This window comes from Eubacterium sp. SB2 (assembly GCF_001244405.1).
Lineage (GTDB): Bacteria > Bacillota > Clostridia > Lachnospirales > Lachnospiraceae > Faecalicatena > Faecalicatena contortus_B.
Window position 1 is genome coordinate 1,664,080 of the sequence record NZ_LN865153.1, and the last position, 17,806, is coordinate 1,681,885.

Genomic DNA, 17,806 nt, shown 5'->3' on the forward strand with positions numbered 1-17,806 from the left:
GGAACACAGAAATATCGTTTTCCAGACGCTTCATGGAACTTTGGAATATGAGATTGTGTCTGTAATGAAAGCAGATCTGTCTATGTTCCCGTTCCAGCAAGTACATTTAGTTGGGGAGGGAAGTCTGGAGGCGTATGTCGGGAAGGCAAAAAGCCTGGGACTGTTCGAGACGGGGGAGTTATGCAACGTTTCGGCACCTGTTTTGACGCTGGTCACCTGCACTTATGAGTGGGAGGATGCCAGGACAGTGTTGGTGGCGGGAAGAAAGGCGGAGGTTTCCGTTGACTTGTAAGCAGGAGCAGAAACTGTATGCAGAGATGTTGAAAGATATTATCTGACCGGTCATAAAAACCCGGAATACAAAAACCAGATCCCGACAAAGAGAGGTAATCAGCAAAGACATTTTATCCTGAAACAAAGTTAAGGGATGGCAGAGAAAACAATAAATTATCAAGAAGATGAATAGCAGGGGAATTCCGTAAAAAGATGCCCCTGTTATTTTTTAAGAGAAAGAAGGGATGTATTTATGAAACGATTCTATACAGCAGAAGCAGTAACAGAGGGGCATCCGGATAAACTGTGCGACATCATCGCAGACAGTATCCTGGATGCGTGCCTCACAGAAGACAGGGATTCCCATGTGGCATGTGAGGTGCTTGCCACAAAGGGGAACATTCTTGTAGCGGGAGAGATTACGTGCCAGTACGAACCGGATGTGTTTGGGATTATCCGGACGGTTTTGGAGGATGTGGGCTATCCGGCAGACGGAATACAGATGGATGCGCTGATACACAGCCAGAGTCCGGATATTGCCAAGGCAGTGGCATGTTCCATAGAAAAAAGAAAAAGCCGGTCAGACAATGCGGCTGAATGGGAGCGTGGAGCCGGGGATCAGGGTGTGATGATTGGCTATGCCTGTGATGAGACGCCGCAGATGATGCCCATGCCGGTGGTGCTGGCAAACCGGATTGTCCGGGAGCTGTCTGCCTGCAGGAAAAGTTCCTACATTACAGGAATCCTGCCGGATGGAAAAGCGCAGGTGACGGTGGAATATGAAGAAGGCAAGCCTGTCCGTGTGGAATCTGTTGTGGTGTCCTGCCAGCATGAAGCAGATAAAAATACGAAGAAACTAGAGCATGAAATCCGGGAAAAGGTATTACGTCCGGCTCTGCGTCCGCTTCCGGCAGATGAGAATACCAAGATTATGATTAACCCTTCCGGACGTTTTGTCTGCGGGGGCATGGACGCAGATACGGGACTGACCGGCCGAAAACTGATGGTGGATACTTACGGAAGCGTAGTGCCGCATGGGGGTGGGGCGTTCTCAGGGAAGGACTGTTCCAAAGTGGACCGATCAGCAGCGTACATGGCGCGTTATATTGCAAAAAATATGGTAGCTGCAGGTCTTGCCAGCCGGTGCCAGGTGTCTCTTGCCTATGCCATTGGTGTTGCCCAGCCAGTCATGGTTCAGGTAGATACCTTTGATACCGGGAAAATCTGTGCCGATGACTGTCTTGCGGCAGTAATCCCTTTGATATTCGGGCTGGCACCAAGCCAGATCATGGACTGTCTGCGCCTGGACCGCCCTATTTTTAAGCGGACAGCGGCTTACGGGCATTTCGGCAGAAAGGAATTTCCGTGGGAACGGGTGGATAAGGCAGCAGCATTGAAGGATGCGGTAATCTGATGCCCTGGGTAGGTGAAGAGGAAATCGAAGCCGCCAGGGCTATGTCCTGCATCGAGTACCTGAAGCGGTTTGAAAGCACCAGACTGGAAAAAGCCAGTGCCAGGAATGAATGGCAGCTAAAAGATCATGACAGTTTCAAAATCAATGAAATCACAAGCGCATGGCATTGGAAATCCAGAGGGATTGGCGGATATAACGCGCTGCGTTTTTTAACAGAGGTGGATGGGATGGGTTTCGTGGAAGCAGTCCAATTTCTGAGCGGACAGAATCCCTCTTATATCCCCCCGGAACATGTGGAAAAAGAAAAAAAGCCTTTTGTTTTGCCGGAACGCTATCAGGATTGTGGGCGTGTCCGGCAATATTTACTTGGCAGGGGAATCAGCAATGAAGTCATTACTTACTGCATACAGAAAGGGATCCTTTATGAGAGTGCCCCATACCACAACGCTGTTTTTGTTGGGCTGGATAGGAATCAAGAACCTAAGTATGCGTTCCTTCGGGGCATCTATGACAGACCGGGAAAGCGTTTCCGGATAGAGCAGGAGGGTAGTGACAAGACCTGCTCTTTCTGTATTCCGCCATCAGAAAAAAGTGTCCGGGTGGCACTTTATGAAGCAGCCATTGACGGGATGGCACATATGACACTGGAGCAGAACCGGGCAGACAAGTACCGTCTGTCCCTCGGGGGAATCAGTGCGCCGAAGGAAGGAGAGCAGAGAAAGGGATTTAAGAACCCTCCTGTGCTGGCACAATTTTTAGAACAGCATCGGGATATTAAGGAGATTGAAATCTGTACGGATAATGATTTTGCAGGAAGGTGGGCATGCGATCACATCAGGGAAGCCTATCAGGGACAGTACCGTGTTATCGTGAATCTGCCAGCATTGGAAGGTGCAGATTATGGAGATATGGCAAGAGAGGCAGCGAAAAAGACTGCACGCGCGAAGGAACTGGAAGACAGAGGGAGGTGACTGGAATAGGAAAAGAAGAAATGAATGTATTGCCAATTGAATTACTGACACCCCTTACCGCAGAATTTTATCCGGATGATGCCGGAGACGGCTTTGACGAGGAAGAGGACGGTGTTGAAAACATGGATGGGGAGGATTTGGCCCAGTATGAGGAAACCATACAGAAGATGGTGGAAAAGGAAAATTCTTATGGTGCGGAAGATGGAAAGGTCTGCAACCTGATGGATTACTTTTATGGAAGCAGCTCCGTCCGGGAAAAAGTGGAACAGGCAGAAGTCTCTGTGCGGAAGGTGGAGGGAATCTTATATGGCTGTACCACGCTGAAACTTAAAGAATATCTGGACACACAAGAATTCAGTGAACTGTGCGAATTCATCACCGGACAGTATAGTGACGGCTGGGGTGAGGGATTTGAGCAGAGAGAAATTCCGGTAGAGGGAGGAAACCTGTATGTCCATTTCTGGCAGGGACATGAGACAAAGTTCCGGCAGAGGACGAAGCTGCAGGAAGAACATAAAACAATTCTGCCAGAAAGAAAGCCTAAATTAAAGCTGCTTGGTCATGACGGAAATATCTTTTCCATTTTAGCGGATGCCAGAAGACTGTTAATCCGCAATGGGCAGGCAGAAAAGGCGGAAGAGATGTATGGGAAGGTGCGGAAATCCGGTGACTATTATCAGGCACTGGGGATTATCAGTGAGTATGTAGAAACAGAACTGAGTCCTTCACGGGACACGGATAAGAGCAGGAAGAAAACAGAGAAGGGGGAATGCCGATGATTTATCAATTAAAGATGCCAATGCAGGGTAGATTCCAGATGGATGAGCCGTTTTATGAAATGGATGATGATCCTAATTTACTGGAACCTCCTCAGGAGCAGTACATACCCGATGATGTTCTGTTGTCTGAAGGGGAGCTGGCAGCATATGAAGAGGAGGTGCAGTCATTTCTGCAGCAATGGACCAGCGGGAATGAACCATTGGATAAAGGCGGACTGTTTGAAGATTTGGCGGAGAACGGCAGACTGCGGAACAAATTAGAATGTGTGGAAGTTACTGCAGCAGCAGAAGCGTGCTGCCTTCAGGGGAGAATTACGATACGGACAAAAGAAAAGCTGACGGATGAAGAACAGTATATATTAGAGAGCCATGTAAGGTTACAGATGGAAAATGGCTGGGGCAGCAGCTTCCCGAGTATAGAGGTTCCGGGAGGCAGTCTGCAGTTTTTTATGGAGGAACCGGATTCCTGCTATTTTAAGGCTCAGAAGAAATATGAGATTACCAAGATCCCACACCCCAAATACCCCTGGCTGCACCGGATACGTTCTCTTGTCACTATTAATGAGCGTGTTCCGGCAGGCACGCTGGGGGGATTTGTCCAGAGTGAGAAGAACCTGTCTCAGGAAGGAAAATGCTGGATTTACGACAATGCACTCTGCTGTGAGACGGCAGTGACAGAAAAAGAGGCAGGTCTCTTTGATGGCGCTGTTGCAAGAGGGGGTGCACTGGTGACCGGGGATGCATGCCTGTATGACCGGGCGGTTGCAGAAGGGCGGTGCGTGATCCGAAATGGGGAAGTCAAGGAAGATGCGAGGATTGCAGGGAATGCAGTTCTCTCAGAGGGTGCAATAGACGGATTGTCTCCGCTGGTTGCGGGACACAGCAATGTATATGGGGAAGTCTGGGGATTGTTTGTAATTAAGGACATTGTACTGCCGAAAGAAGAACTGATCAATCCAACAGAGGATCTGTTTATCATTGAAAACGGACAACGTGACGTACTTGTAAAACAAAAGAAGCTGGAACCGCCAAAGAGGTATGTCATGCAGCAAGAGAAACAGAAAAAAGCAGGAAAGAAACAGCCAGAGCGCTGAAAAGAAAGGATGATGCCTATTGGAACATAGCCTGAAACTGGAAAACATGATGAATGAGGGGGATATCCCGAAAGAACACACAGGAGGTGAGAATTGGGAGATTCTTCACGGGGATACCCTGAAGCTGGTAAAAGCATTTAACCCCGGAATATTTGATGCGGTAGTCACGGATCCGCCTTATGCTTCGGGAGGCACGAAGCAGAATGAGAGGAACCGCACGACCAACCAGAAATACAGCAGCATGAAAAGTGGGAATGCCCTGCCGGATTTTGACGGGGACAATAAGGACCAGCGCTCCTGGACCCACTGGATGGCAGAGTGGCTGTATGATGTGCGGAAAGCCTGTAAAGCAGGTGCTCCCATCTGTCTGTTTATTGATTGGAGACAGTATCCGTCCATTACGGATGCCCTGCAGTGGGCAGGTTGGATCTGGCGGGGGACTGCTGTGTGGGATAAGGGCAACTCCCGTCCGCAGAAAGGGCGGTTCCGTCAGCAGGCAGAATACATTGTGTGGGGCAGTAACGGACCAATGCCAGTGAGCCGCCCAGTGTCTTGCCTTCCGGGGGTATTCCGCTATGGGAATCCCCAGAATCGTATTCATGTGACGGAAAAGCCTTTGCAGCTGATGAAGGATGTCATCCAGATCTGTGAACCGGGCGGGATCCTCTTAGACCCCTTTGCAGGAGCGGGAACAACGATTTTAGCGGCAGCACAGGAAGGCTACCGGGCAGTGGGTATTGAAGTGACAGATACTTATTATAAACTGGGTACAGACCGGGTACGGTTTGCACTGAATGCGGCAGATGAGAAAAAGGAGGATGGCAGCAATGGAGAATAATTTATCATATCGGGATTTTCAGGAAAGCCTAATGCAGTCAGTCAGCCAGAACCTGAACAGAAATGGAACATATCACTGTGAACTGACGCAGGCACAGAAAAATAATGTAGTCTTGTCAGGCCTGTCTATCAGGCAGGGTGGCAGCAAGTCAGCACCTATCATTTATCTGAATGATTATTATCAATCTTACCTTGAGGGAAAGCCTCTGCACCAGATCAGCAAGGAAATGGTGGAATTTTATCAAAGCCAGGAAATCCCTGAATTCGACCATGCCGACTTTGCTGATTATGGAAGGATGAGAGATAAGCTCCGGGTACGGCTGGTCAATAAAGAAAATAACCAGACATACTATAAGCGGGGACCCTATAAGATACATCCGATGGGGGCAGAAATCCTGTTTTTGGAGTTGGAGAAAAATGAGTCAGGGAGTATGTGCGTGCAGGTGACAGATGCTATGGCAGAGTTATGGAGGGTACCCAAAGCAAAATTATTTAAAACAGCATTAGAAAATACGCAGAATAGCGATAAAGTAAAATTCCAGTCGATGAATGAGGCGATGAATGAAATTGTGTCAGGAGATGCAGGGAAGGAATTTGATGTAGGGGAGGATTTTGATGCACCGATGCATGTTTTGAGTAATGAAAGTAACCTATATGGGGCAACAGTGGCATTATATCCGGATGTGCTTCGGCATATTTGCAAACAGCTTGGAAGTGATTATTATATACTCCCCTCCAGTATCCACGAACTTATAATTATGAGAAAGAAAGACTGTGATATGAGTGAAAAGGAGCTGCGGAGTATGGTCAGGGACATTAACCAACAGATAGTAACGCCGGAGAAAATCCTGGCGAACGAAGTGTATGAGTACAGAGCTGATGTGGATAAGGTGAAAAAGTGTGTAAAAGAAGACAAAGAACGGTAGCAGGGTATCCAAATGGATGCTCTGAAATAATGTTCAGGGAAATGGGAGCATCCACATGGATGCCCAAAGGAGGGATGTGTATTGGAACAGGCGTTGGCTTATGTATGCTGTTCGGCAGAGGAGAGCCGGACAAAGCTGCAGAAATACTGCCGTAAGATTTTTGAAATGGGGTATGTGCCTATCTGTCCTCAGTTTAGCTTTTCGCCATTTTTAGATGAAAGTGAAGCGGAGGATCAGCAGGCTTTCAACCGGATGGCACACTTAGTCTTAAGGAGATGCCGTATGGTAGTGGTCTGCGGTCGGGAGGTAACAGGAACAATGAACACGGAAATCAGCATGGCAGACCGGCTCCATATCATTTGCACCACGTTGGATGGGCTGATTAAAATCAAGGAAAATCAATAGTCAGCAATACTTATCTGATAGTTATGGCTGACTATTTGGTGCGACTGGTTTTGCAAGCATAGCGTTTGGATATCCAAACGCACTTTGGGGAGAACCCCAAACCCCCAGTAATCGATTGGAAAGGAGAGATGCGGTTGGAGGCAGATGCAAAAAAATGTGAGTTCCTTCCTGTGCTGATCTTTGGCAGGCAGGGGCTCTTTTGCGGTGTGCGGATAGAACGTGCCAGCGTACCCAAAGGGTGGCATATGTATGAGATCCGGCACCACCCGGAAAACCCCAAGCGTCCGGTACAGATCGGGAAGATGGCGGTGAACCATTTTTATGGCACTGTCCTGACACTCAAGGCAATCCGGTTTCCGGAAGGGGAATGGGATTTCCGGGAAATAATCGGGAACAGGGATCTGCGCTTTTTAGGAGAGCGGGCAGCTACCCTGAAGGAATATGAAAAGCAGAAACAACGAAAAAAGCATGGAAGATAAGGAGAAAAAAGAGATGTTATTAGCAGGTTTTGTAGGTTTGGTGGCAGGAAACATCATGGGAGTGGTTCTGATGTGCCTTATGGTAACCGGAAAGCGGGAGGACCAGATGATGGAGCAGTACCGCCGGCAGATGCAGAAGCGCAGGAAGAAGATCCGCTTTCTGGATAGCTGCAGCCAAGAAGCCTTTACCATTTTGGATGGGGAGAGCATTGAACTGATTGCGCCTAATGGGGAGAGCCAGACCGGTGTCTGCCGTTACGTGGATGAGGAACATACAAGTATCAACGGCAGGGAGTGGGACCTGCGGGACTTTGCAGGAGAGATGGAGCAAAGGGGGATTCATTATCACCCGGTATAAAAGAAAGAAGGTGATGCCATGAAAAGAAGGCTCATAGCAGGGATGGCGGCAGCCGCCATCCTTACAGGAATATATTTACTGGTGAGGAAAGGGGAGGTGTGATGAGGAAACGAAACCATATCGTTCCGGTACGCTTAAATGCGAAAGAACTGCGCTATCTGGACGAGCAGGTAGCCAAAAGCGGTTTCAGCAGGGAGGAATACCTGCGTTCTCTGATCTGCGGTGCGGAGGTAAGGGCAAAGCCCTGTGAGCATCATGCGGACCTGCTCCGGAAGATCGCAGGGCTCTGTAACAACGCCAACCAACTGGCCCATGTGGCGAATGCCTCAGGCACGGCGGGTCAGGAGAGCATCCGGGAAATGCTCCGCATCTCTAAGGAGACGTGGCAGACCGTTAAGGAGGACTGGTGACAGCTTATGGCCTATACCAGCATCATCCCCGTCCACCGACTGGATAATTCCATTGATTACATCCGGGACAAAGAGAAGACTGTGGAAAAGCCGGAGACGGCAGGCTCCCTGGCGGGAGCCATCGATTATGCCTTAAACCGGGAAAAGACAGAGCAGACGGCGTTTGAGAATTCCATCGGCTGTACCTGTGAAACGGCCTATCAAGACATGGCAGCCACGAAAAAGCGGTTCCGCAAGACAGGGGGTGTGCAGGGGTACCACCTGATCCAGAGCTTTGCCCCGGGAGAGGTATCCCCGGAACTTGCACACCTCATCGGCCAGGAACTGGCAGAAGAACTGTTAAAAGGGCAGTTCGAAGCAGTTATCACGACCCATTTAAATACGGCCCATTACCACAACCATCTCGTGTTCAATTCGGTAAGTATGACGGACGGGCATAAATACCACAGCAACAGCAGGAGCTACTATGAAGAGATCCGGAAGATTTCCGATGGACTGTGCAGGAAATACGGCCTATCCGTCATCCGGGCAACAGATGGAAAAAGCATAAGCTATGCCCAGTGGAAGGCACAGCAGGATGGAAAACCTACATGGCGGACCGGGATCCGCATGGATATCCGGGAATCGGTGCAGGGCAGCTTCACATGGAGGCAGTTTCTGTACCAGATGGAACAGAAAGGCTATGAATGGAAGCTGAACCGGAAATACATAGCCTTGAAAGCGCCGGGGATGGAGCAGTTCGTCCGGCTGAAAAGCCTTGGGGAAAATTATACGGAAACCCATATCCGGGAATGGATCCTAACACCCAAGACATCCCGAAAACAACCGGCTGGGAAGGAAAGCGCAGGGGCAGGGAAGGGACGGAAAAAGTATGCTGGGCTGCAGGCCCTTTATTATTCCTACCTGTACCGGATGGGGGTATTAAAAAAACGGCCGGCAAGAAGTTCTTTTGCCATCCAAGCGGATATCCGGAAGATGGACCGGCGGATCGCGCAGCTTGATTTTTTACTGAAGAACGGAATCTCCACCCGGGAACAGCTGGCGGTACACAGGAAGCCGCTGGAGGAACGGATGCTGGCGCTTACAAAGGAGCGCCAGCACTTGTACCGTGCAGCGCCTGATGACGGACGTATCCGGGAGATCACGGAAGCATTGAAGCCCCTGCGAAAAGAGGTGCGTCTGTGCAATCAGATAGAACAGCATTCTAAAGAGATGGAGGCAAAGCTCCTTGAGACAGAGAGACTGGAAACCCAAAGCACCCAAAAGCCTGAGGATGCTGGAAAAGAGGATCGAAGGGGCGAAGAGCAGGAGGCGAAGAAAAACGGGCAGGATGCCTGGAAACGATAGGAGGTGGCAGTATGAACTATGGAGGCGATGCGGCGGACCAGCTTGTCCGCTATTCTATGGACGGGCTGGATCATGGCATCCGTCTGTCCGGAACGCTGGCGAAAAATCTGGCTGTATTCCTTGCTGCGGTCTTAAAGAGCCAGGGAAAGACACATGGGCGGACACGCATGATCCAGATGCTGAAGGACGGAAGGCCGTTGAAATTTTTTACCGTGCCCGCTGACAGGCTGAGAGAGTTCTGTCAGGAAGGGAAGAGGCACGGGCTATTGTATGTGGTCATCCGCGACCGCAAGAATCCGGAAATCTGTGAACTTATGGTATATGCCGACGATGCGGCGAAGGTCAACCGTGTCATGGAGAAGATGAACCTGGATTTCGTGAAATCCGAGGTAGGGGAAGCCGTCCACGAAATCGTGCCGGAAACGGGACAGGATAAAGCGGGCAGGACTAAGACCGTGGAAATGCCGGAGGGTGAGATCCAGTTTGAGATCCATGACGAAGATCAGGACTTCAACTTTGATGTGGTGCAGGCTGAAGCAGAAAATTTTACGCAGGCGCAGGATCCCGGGGCAAAGAATCCGTCCGGACATTCCTTGCGCAGCAGCGGTATTTCTTCCGGGCAGGAAAAGGAGAATGAGAAGCCTTCCGTGCGCCGGGAATTAAACCAGATCAAAGAAGAACAGAAGGAGTCCGCAAGTAAGAAGAAACAGAGAGGCAGGAACCGGAATACAAGCAGACGTAAGAAGAAAGCAAAGACAAAAGGGAGGTAATGCGTATGGATTTATCGAAATATCTGAATCAGGAGACAGAGAACCCGGCAGAGGGCGGCCAGAGGATGTCAAAGGAAGAATATGCCGCCATGAAAAAGCAGGAGCGGGAAGAGGTATGGACAGAGATTGACTCCAAGGCACAGGATGTGTTCAAGGACAGTGAGTCCCTGAAAGGATTCTTAACCTTCATGGCACAGTGTACGCCCCAGAGGACACCGAACCTGCTGCTGTTATACAGCCAGAACCCTGAGATCCGGCAGATTAGGACTTATGAGAGAATCCGGTCAGAGGGGCATTCCATCAAACCGGAGGCAAGGGGGAAAGGCTATAAATTCCTCGCAGGAAATGAGTACGAAAAGGACGGCGTGACCATGCAGGGCTATTCCATCGCCAAGGCATATGATATCAGCCAGATTCGGATGAAGCAGCCGGAGCCGCTGCCGCCAAAATCTATGGAAGAACTGATGGGTGCCCTGCTGACAGATACGGATGTGCGGGTGCAGATCGCGGATAACCTGCCGGAAGGGGTACAGGCCCAGTATATCCCAAACCAGCGTTCCATCTATGTAAGGAACGGGATGCCGGAGACGATTACCTTCCATGCCATCAACCGGGAGCTGGCGTGCGCGTCTATGGACATACACAACGGGACCTACAGCCGGGCAAAAGCCTCTGCCCCGGCTTTCTGTGCAGCCTATGTGGTGGCACAGAAATATGGGGTGGAAAATACAGGATTCAGCTTTGACAAGGTGTGCCAGATGCAGGAAAATGGAAATAAAGACCCAAAAGACCTCCGGGATTTCATTAATGATGTGAAGAATGCCGCCTATACCATAGAAAAGCATATGGATAAGAACTTAGGTCAGCCGGAGCAGGAATTTGTCCCGGATGAATTCAATGTAGGGGAAGCCAAAAAAGGGAAAGGGGCAAAGGCAAAAAGCCAGCCGGAGCGCTGATAAAACGGCCGGGATTTGCTGAAAAACAGTAGATATTTCCACAAAGATGTGGTATGTTGTGGGTAGGTAAACAGCAGAAACGGAGGACAGCTTATGGAGAAACAAAGATGTGTAAAAATGGATGATATCATGAAGAACATGCTGATCCATTCCCTGCGGATGGTATTCCGGGAGGAAAAAGAAAAAGGGCTTTCCACGGACGTGACCAGAGACTTCGTGCTGAAGCTGGCCTACTATGAACAGCCCAGGCTTTTCCTAACGGATGTGGAGCATAAAAAAGCGATCGAAGCGCTGAACATGCTACGGAACAGCTTCATTGCCGCAGGCCGGTACACGGATGGGATAGACACCATCTTCTTAAAGATCCTGCAGGCAAAATATAAAAGGTGCAAAGTCAGGTAGCATGTGCTGCCCCACGAGTAAAGCAGCTTAATAAAGTCAGGGGCGGTCAGGACTGCCCTGCCTAAAAAGAATCAGATACAGCTGGAAATGGACACTAGATCCCGTTTCCGGCTGTGTTTTTACAGGATACTATAAACCTGCAGATTGTTCTGAATAACAGGATCATCTGGCTGGAGATAAAAAGGAGGGATGCGTCTGAAACAGGATGCGAGAAAAATAGAAATGCTGAAACAGAGATATCAGCCGGGGACAAAGGTCTGCCTGGACCATATGGATGGGGAAGGGCAGATGCCCGCCGGGCTAAAGGGAACGGTACTATTTGTGGACGATATCGGCCAGATCCATGTCGGGTGGGAGAATGGGAGCTCCCTCGCACTCAATACGGATGTGGACCGGTTCCACAGGATAGGTGCGCCAAAGAAAAAGAGAGAGAAGGGTGAGCCTTCCCGGTAGCAAATGGCAGGAAGACGGAGTGGGTGGTCTGGCTTCTTGCCCTGCCGGTCGTATGGTGGGCGGCTGTCCTGATTGCAGATTCCGTAAATCCCGGGCAGAATCTGATGGAGATACTGGAGGCACTGACCAAGCGGCTGGAGCAGCCCTTTTCCCTGCATATGACAAAATATACCGTAAAGTCGGTTCTGGTCTGTACGCTTTTGTACGGGATGGGTATCGGCATTTTTTATGCCAACAGGAGAAATTACAGAAGAGGGGAGGAACACGGCTCCGCCAAATGGGGGGATGTGTTCCAGACCTGCAAGAAATACCGGGACCGCCCATATTCCCAGAACCTCCTGCTGACCCAGAACTTCCGCATGGGGCTCAATGTCTATAAACACAAGCGGTGCCTGAATGTATTGGTCACGGGCGGTTCCGGGGCGGGAAAATCCAGAACCTATGCCATCCCCAACATCATGCAGTGCAACTGTTCGATGGTCATCACGGACCCGAAAGCCGAGTTGCTCCGAAAGACCGGGGGGCTTTTGAAAAAGCAGGGGTACGAAGTCCGGGTGTTTGACCTGATCAACCCGGACACCTCCTTTTGCTATAACCCATTTCAGTATGTCCACGATGATAAGGATGTGCTGCGCCTCATCTCAAACCTGATAAAAAACACCACGCCGAAGGGGTCGCAGTCCCAGGACCCGTTCTGGGGTGCGACACGTTCCGTAGTGAAAAGCTACGGCATAAGAACGCACATGATTTGATATATAAAATTGAATCAATTCTTAGAGAACTGATATTCCGACAGGTGGAATGGAGGGGTAACGCCCGGAAACGCCTGCTCTGATACTCCGGTATGCGTCTGGAAGTGCAGCCTTCCAGTGGTATAACGCCCGGTAAAGTCGGCTGTATGCACCCGCTGTAGCGATTACGCACGTTACGGCAAACCAAGCCAGAGGTGGCTGTGGGTGATAGGCCGGGAGTCTATAAAATGCTCATGGTGAGGATTCCATGCTGGACGCATGGATGACGAACAACTGAATGTACGAGTCTATAAAGGGAATCGGGAGAAAAGCCCGATGCTACGTCAAGTAGCGTATGTGTGGTAGAGTAAGTTTCCCAGAGATGAAATACCATGATGTATTACAGGTACATCCAAGCATACAGGCTCATAGGGAGCACCTAAAAGCATATGCAAAGATAGGAATATCGGAACGTGGAAAGGTCGGGACACATGATAACCCGTTGCAGGGGTGTGTTGTCAAGGAAACAAATCTAATTGAAGAAAGGAATTTGAGGGAACTTGACTTTATCCGGCTGAGAGCGACGGCACAGTACCGTTGAAACCGTGGATAACACGGTGGAGGGATAGCCGTTAGTCCGTATGTAACTTAAGTACAAGAATTACACAATCAACAAAGGTTCGAGTATGACTAACAGAGGCAAACTTCATCAATAAATCGAATTGATATTAAGGAGGTAGCCGACTTTGTCAGCAAATGAACAGATAGGAAAAAGGCAGAAACTCCGTAATGCGGAATATTACAGCCTTCAGAAATCTTTTGACAGACTGTATGCAGAGAGTCTGGATGGCAGGAAATTCAAGAAACTGCTGTCCCTCATCCAGTCGGATGAGAACATCAAACTTGCATATAGGAACCTGAAAAAGAACAAGGGAAGTAAGACACCGGGTACGGATGGAATGACAATCTCCGATATTGAAAAATATCCAGAGGAAAAACAGATTTTCACAGTAAGGAAACGGCTGGAGAATTATATACCACAGCCAGTAAAACGTAAAGAGATACCTAAGCCAAATGGCGGAGTTCGCCCGTTAGGTATACCAACTATCCTGGACAGATTGATACAGCAGTGCGTAAAGCAGGTGCTGGAACCAATCTGTGAAGCAAAGTTCCATGAACGGAGCAATGGATTCAGACCAAACCGGAGTGCGGAAAACGCACTTGCACAATGCTATAAAATGATGCAGCAAATGAATCTGCACTATGTTGTAGATATTGATGTGAAAGGATTCTTTGATAATGTAAGCCACGGAAAACTATTAAAGCAGATGTGGACGTTGGGAATCCGGGACAAGTCATTGATATGCATTGTGAGTAAGATGTTAAAAGGAGAGGTTGCTGGAATCGGCTTTCCAGATAAAGGTACACCGCAGGGGGGATACTTTCTCCACTATTATCCAACATAGTCCTGAATGAGCTGGACTGGTGGGTAACAAGCCAGTGGGAAGGGATGAAGACACGGAAAGAATTTGCAAAATATATCTGTCCGAATGGTACAGTGACGGACAATGGCAGGATAGCATCACTTAGAAGGTCTTCTAATCTAAAAGAATGCTATATCGTGCGTTACGCCGATGATTTTAAGGTGTTTTGCAGAAACTATGAAGATGCCAGACGCATGTTTATCGCTATCAGGAAGTGGTTGAAAGACCGGCTGGATTTATCCATTTCAGAGGAAAAATCAAAGATAGTGAACCTGCGGAAAAATTACTCTGAATTTCTCGGATTCCGGCTGAAAGTCAGGAAGAAAGGGAAAAAGAGGGGAGTCACATCCCATATCAGCCAGAAGGCGAAGGAACGCATCAAAGTGGAAGTCAAAGAACTGGTAAAGGATTTACAGAACCCGAAAGATATGGAGGAATCCTATCGGAAGGTGTGCAGGTATAATGCATATATTTTGGGAGTCCATAATTATTACCGGTATGCAACAAACATACAAGAAGATTTAGACCCGATTGCCTTTAATATCAGAAAGAACCTGGAAATACGACTAAGAACAAGATTAACGAAATCAACAAGACGAATGGTGCCACGATACATAGCAGTCCGCTATGGAGACAGTAAGCAGTTACGATTTGTGGACGGACTGCCAGTAGCACCACTTGGATATGTACAGCATAAAAGTCCAATGTACAAGCCAAAAGCCGTCAATAACTATACGAGAGAGGGCAGGGCACTGATACACCGTAATATTCGGACAGTCAGTGCGGAAAAAATAGAATATTTAATGCAGCACCCGATACCCGAAGCCACAATAGAAATGAACGATAACCGTTTATCTTTATATGTAGCCCAGCAAGGAAAATGTTTTGTCAGTGGTGTTGAACTGAATGTTAAAAACTGTGTCCTACATAGGAAAAAGAATCTGCCGGCTGGAATGAGGGATAAGTATCAAAATCTGGTACTTGTCACTCCACAGGTGGAAAATTTGATTTCTTTAGAAGGAGCAGAGCCGGGAATCTATAGGAAAGCGGTGAAAAAACTGAAATTGGACAGTAAAGCAGTAGAAAAGTTGAATAGGTTAAGAAGATTCAGAAATCGTGAACAGATAGCAACAACTGTCATTTGTTGAGAATTGTGTACTAATTAGAAAAAGAAACATATGGATGGAAAGCCGTGTGATGGGAAACTGTCACGCACGGTTTGGGGCGGGGGAAAACTTGGAGATGACATCAAAGAGTTACCTATCGTTAAAAGTGTCTACCCCACAGGTGACTGTGGGGGTGGCATACATAGAAAAGTGAGACAGCCCTGTTGCAGGCGCTGATGCTGTACCTTTTACATGAAGCGCCGGCCGAGGAACAGAACTTCTCCATGATCATGGAAATGCTGGGATCGGCACAGGTAAAAGAGGACGATGAGAGTTATGAGTCACCCCTGGATATCCTGTTTGAACGTTTGGAAATGCGGGAGCCGGACAGCATAGCAGTGAAGCAGTACCATATTTACAAACAGGCTGCAGGAAAGACCGCAAAATCCATCCTTATCAGCGTGGGCGTGCGCCTTGCCGCCTTTAACCTCCAGCAGATCGCAAACCTGACCTGCACGGATGAACTGGACCTTGCCAGCATCGGGGAGAAGAAGGTGGCGCTGTTCTGCTGTATTCCGGATGCGGATACATCCCTGAACTATCTGGTGGGTATGATCTACAGCCAGCTGTTCCAGACACTTTATTATGTGGCGGACCGCAAACACGGCGGGAAACTGCCTGTGTCCGTCCACTGCCTCATGGATGAATTTCCCAACGTGGCCCTGCCCGATGAGTTTGAAAAAATCCTGGCAACCATGCGATCCAGAGGGATCTCCTGCAGCATCATCATCCAGAACATGGCGCAGTTAAAGGCGCTGTTCAAGGACAGCTGGGAGAGCATAGTAGGCAACGCTGATGAATTTCTTTATCTGGGCGGCAACGAAAAAGAGACGCATAAATATGTGTCAGAGCTGCTCGGGAAGGCGACCATCGACACGAATACTTACGGGCAGACGAAAGGGAAATCCGGCAGCTATTCCACTAATTTCCAGCAGAGCGGCAGGGAGCTGCTGATGCCGGATGAGGTGCGGATGCTGGACAATGCCAATGCTCTGCTGTTCATCCGCGGGGAACGCCCCATCCTGGACCAGAAATATGACTTAATGAAACACCCGAATATCAAGTATACGGAAGACGGTGGTGCAAAGCCCTATAATTATGCAGAGGCGCCTCTTGCACACGACAGCTTCCCGTTTGATGAAAACCGATATGAAGACTATGAACTGCTCTCCGGGGAGGATATCCTCGGGGAGCCTTTTTAAACTGCACAGATGTATCGAAACGACTGCACAGTGAAAGATTGGAGGAATGCCTATTGACCAAAACGTTTTTTAGGAAATGGAAACAAAAAGAAACAAAGAAACAACAATTCAAACCAACACCGGCCCAGAGGCTGCAGAAGGGGATTTCTTTCTGTTATGTGGGAGCCGTGTGTTTCTTATGTCTCGGTAACATATCTGTCTATGCCGCAGGGGATCCCCTGTCGGTTGTCAATAACCTGTCCACTTTTATTTTTTCCCTCATCCGCGCCATCGGCTTGATCTTGCTGGGATTCGGCATTGTTCAAGTGGGGTTAAGCCTGAAAAGCCATGACCCAAGCCAGAGAGCCAATGGGTTCCTGACACTGGCCGGCGGGCTGATCATCACCTTCGCAAAAGAGATCCTCGACCTCATCATGGGGTAAGGAAAAAAGATGCCTGGGGGATGCCGGGTACGGCATTCCCATGCGGCAAAAAAGCGAAGGAGGTGAGAGGAACTGAGCGATAACTGGATCGTGCAGAACTTAAATTCTGCACTGGAAACTTGGAGTGAAAAACTGGGGGAGATCTGGACGCTGCTGACGCAGGACCCGGAGACCTTCAAGGGCGGGCAGATCTGGAGCGTCATGGTCAATGTCAACGATGCGCTGAAAGCCATCGGATACGGGCTTTTGGTACTGTTTTTTGCGGCAGGGCTCGTCAAGACCTGCGGCAGCTTCACAGACCTGAAAAAGCCGGAGCATGCAGTGAAAGCATTCATCCGATTTGCTCTGGCACAGGGAGCCGTCATGTACGGCATGGAACTGATGACAGCGATCTTTTCCATCATACAGGGGATTGTCTCCACCATCATGTCTGGATCCGGAATGTCCGGAGGAAGTGTAACGGAGCTGCCGGGAGAGATCGTGGAAAAGATCGAGTCCGTGGGCATGCTGGAGTCCATACCCCTGTGGATCGTCACCCTGCTTGGAAGCTTGCTGATCACGGTACTGTCTTTCGTCATGATCATGAGCGTCTACGGCAGGATGTTCAAGCTGTATATGTATACGGCGCTGGCGCCCATCCCTATTGCTGCTTTTGCAGGGGAGCCGTCCCAGTCTGTGGGAAAGAATTTTATCCGTTCCTATGCCGGGGTCTGCCTGGAAGGGGCGGTCATTGCACTGGCCTGCATCATTTTCTCTGTTTTTGCAGCCCGCCCGCCGGCCATCAGTGACAGCAGCCTGTCGGCGGTGACCATTGTATGGAATTACGTGGCAGAACTGGTATTCAACCTGTTAGTTCTGGTAGGGGCGATCAAGGCTTCTGACCGGATCGTGAAAGAGATCATGGGATTGTAGAGAAGAGACAGAGAT

Annotated in this window: 19 protein-coding genes and 2 pseudogenes; all 21 read left to right on the top strand. The window is 49.2% G+C overall.

Annotated features, from left to right (window positions below; genetic code table 11):
* Positions 1-55: 55 nt before the first annotated feature.
* The 21 genes and pseudogenes from BN1938_RS24030 to BN1938_RS19885 all read left to right on the top strand — a co-directional run bounded on the left by BN1938_RS24030 (position 56) and on the right by BN1938_RS19885 (position 17,791).
* On the top strand, positions 56-292 hold the full coding sequence (locus BN1938_RS24030) for a sortase family protein (protein ID WP_242843892.1): 237 nt from the start codon (positions 56-58) through the stop codon (positions 290-292).
* Positions 293-526: 234 nt separating this feature from the next.
* Positions 527-1,687, top strand: a complete 1,161-nt coding sequence (gene metK / locus BN1938_RS19785) for a methionine adenosyltransferase (protein WP_050642167.1) — start codon at positions 527-529, stop codon at positions 1,685-1,687.
* Positions 1,687-2,658, top strand: a complete 972-nt coding sequence (locus BN1938_RS19790; protein WP_050642168.1) for a DUF3991 and TOPRIM domain-containing protein — start codon at positions 1,687-1,689, stop codon at positions 2,656-2,658. Before metK ends, BN1938_RS19790 begins: the two co-directional genes overlap by 1 nt.
* 20 nt (positions 2,659-2,678) lie before the next feature.
* Positions 2,679-3,437: a hypothetical protein gene (locus tag BN1938_RS19795; RefSeq protein WP_050642773.1), complete on the top strand. Its 759-nt coding sequence runs from the start codon at positions 2,679-2,681 to the stop codon at positions 3,435-3,437.
* On the top strand, positions 3,434-4,531 hold the full coding sequence (locus BN1938_RS24035; RefSeq protein WP_242843893.1) for a hypothetical protein: 1,098 nt from the start codon (positions 3,434-3,436) through the stop codon (positions 4,529-4,531). Before BN1938_RS19795 ends, BN1938_RS24035 begins: the two co-directional genes overlap by 4 nt.
* A 46-nt stretch (positions 4,532-4,577) precedes the next feature.
* Entirely contained in the window at positions 4,578-5,369 is a 792-nt protein-coding gene (locus tag BN1938_RS19805) for a DNA-methyltransferase (protein ID WP_369794808.1), read from the top strand.
* Positions 5,359-6,294 carry a DUF5688 family protein gene (locus BN1938_RS19810; RefSeq protein ID WP_050642170.1) on the top strand — a complete coding sequence of 312 codons (936 nt, stop codon included), beginning with the start codon at positions 5,359-5,361 and terminating at the stop codon, positions 6,292-6,294. Before BN1938_RS19805 ends, BN1938_RS19810 begins: the two co-directional genes overlap by 11 nt.
* Positions 6,295-6,375: 81 nt before the next feature.
* The gene (locus BN1938_RS19815) at positions 6,376-6,699 is read left to right on the top strand and encodes a DUF7768 domain-containing protein (protein WP_050642171.1); all 324 of its coding nucleotides are present in this window, start codon (positions 6,376-6,378) and stop codon (positions 6,697-6,699) included.
* 134 nt (positions 6,700-6,833) lie between these two features.
* Positions 6,834-7,178 (top strand): LPD28 domain-containing protein, encoded by a 345-nt coding sequence (locus BN1938_RS19820; protein WP_050642172.1) that lies wholly within the window; start codon positions 6,834-6,836, stop codon positions 7,176-7,178.
* A gap of 13 nt (positions 7,179-7,191) precedes the next feature.
* The gene (locus BN1938_RS19825) at positions 7,192-7,536 is read left to right on the top strand and encodes a hypothetical protein (protein ID WP_050642775.1); all 345 of its coding nucleotides are present in this window, start codon (positions 7,192-7,194) and stop codon (positions 7,534-7,536) included.
* Between the two features lie 101 nt (positions 7,537-7,637).
* Positions 7,638-7,946, top strand: coding sequence for a plasmid mobilization protein (gene mobC / locus BN1938_RS19830; RefSeq protein WP_050642173.1), 309 nt, complete (start codon positions 7,638-7,640; stop codon positions 7,944-7,946).
* 6 nt (positions 7,947-7,952) lie between these two features.
* A complete protein-coding gene (locus BN1938_RS19835) occupies positions 7,953-9,293 on the top strand; it encodes a relaxase/mobilization nuclease domain-containing protein (RefSeq protein WP_050642174.1) in 1,341 nt (446 codons plus the stop codon).
* Positions 9,294-9,304: 11 nt separating this feature from the next.
* On the top strand, positions 9,305-10,063 hold the full coding sequence (locus BN1938_RS19840) for a PcfB family protein (RefSeq protein WP_050642175.1): 759 nt from the start codon (positions 9,305-9,307) through the stop codon (positions 10,061-10,063).
* A 5-nt stretch (positions 10,064-10,068) separates the two neighbouring features.
* A complete protein-coding gene (locus BN1938_RS19845) occupies positions 10,069-11,019 on the top strand; it encodes a hypothetical protein (RefSeq protein WP_050642176.1) in 951 nt (316 codons plus the stop codon).
* 93 nt (positions 11,020-11,112) lie between these two features.
* Positions 11,113-11,421: a hypothetical protein gene (locus tag BN1938_RS19850; protein ID WP_050642177.1), complete on the top strand. Its 309-nt coding sequence runs from the start codon at positions 11,113-11,115 to the stop codon at positions 11,419-11,421.
* Positions 11,422-11,610: 189 nt separating this feature from the next.
* On the top strand, positions 11,611-11,874 hold the full coding sequence (locus BN1938_RS19855) for a DUF4314 domain-containing protein (protein WP_050642178.1): 264 nt from the start codon (positions 11,611-11,613) through the stop codon (positions 11,872-11,874).
* Positions 11,875-11,897: 23 nt separating this feature from the next.
* On the top strand, positions 11,898-12,626 hold the full coding sequence (locus BN1938_RS19860; protein WP_330581593.1) for a type IV secretory system conjugative DNA transfer family protein: 729 nt from the start codon (positions 11,898-11,900) through the stop codon (positions 12,624-12,626).
* A 725-nt stretch (positions 12,627-13,351) separates the two neighbouring features.
* Positions 13,352-15,237 (top strand): annotated as a pseudogene (gene ltrA, locus BN1938_RS19870) (group II intron reverse transcriptase/maturase).
* 179 nt (positions 15,238-15,416) lie between these two features.
* A pseudogene (locus tag BN1938_RS19875) lies at positions 15,417-16,457 on the top strand (VirD4-like conjugal transfer protein, CD1115 family); the annotation flags it as partial.
* A gap of 53 nt (positions 16,458-16,510) precedes the next feature.
* Complete coding sequence (locus BN1938_RS19880; RefSeq protein ID WP_050642180.1) at positions 16,511-16,879, top strand: hypothetical protein; 369 nt, start codon at positions 16,511-16,513, stop codon at positions 16,877-16,879.
* Positions 16,880-16,951: 72 nt separating this feature from the next.
* Entirely contained in the window at positions 16,952-17,791 is an 840-nt protein-coding gene (locus BN1938_RS19885) for a VirB6/TrbL-like conjugal transfer protein, CD1112 family (RefSeq protein ID WP_050642181.1), read from the top strand.
* Positions 17,792-17,806 lie beyond the last annotated feature (15 nt).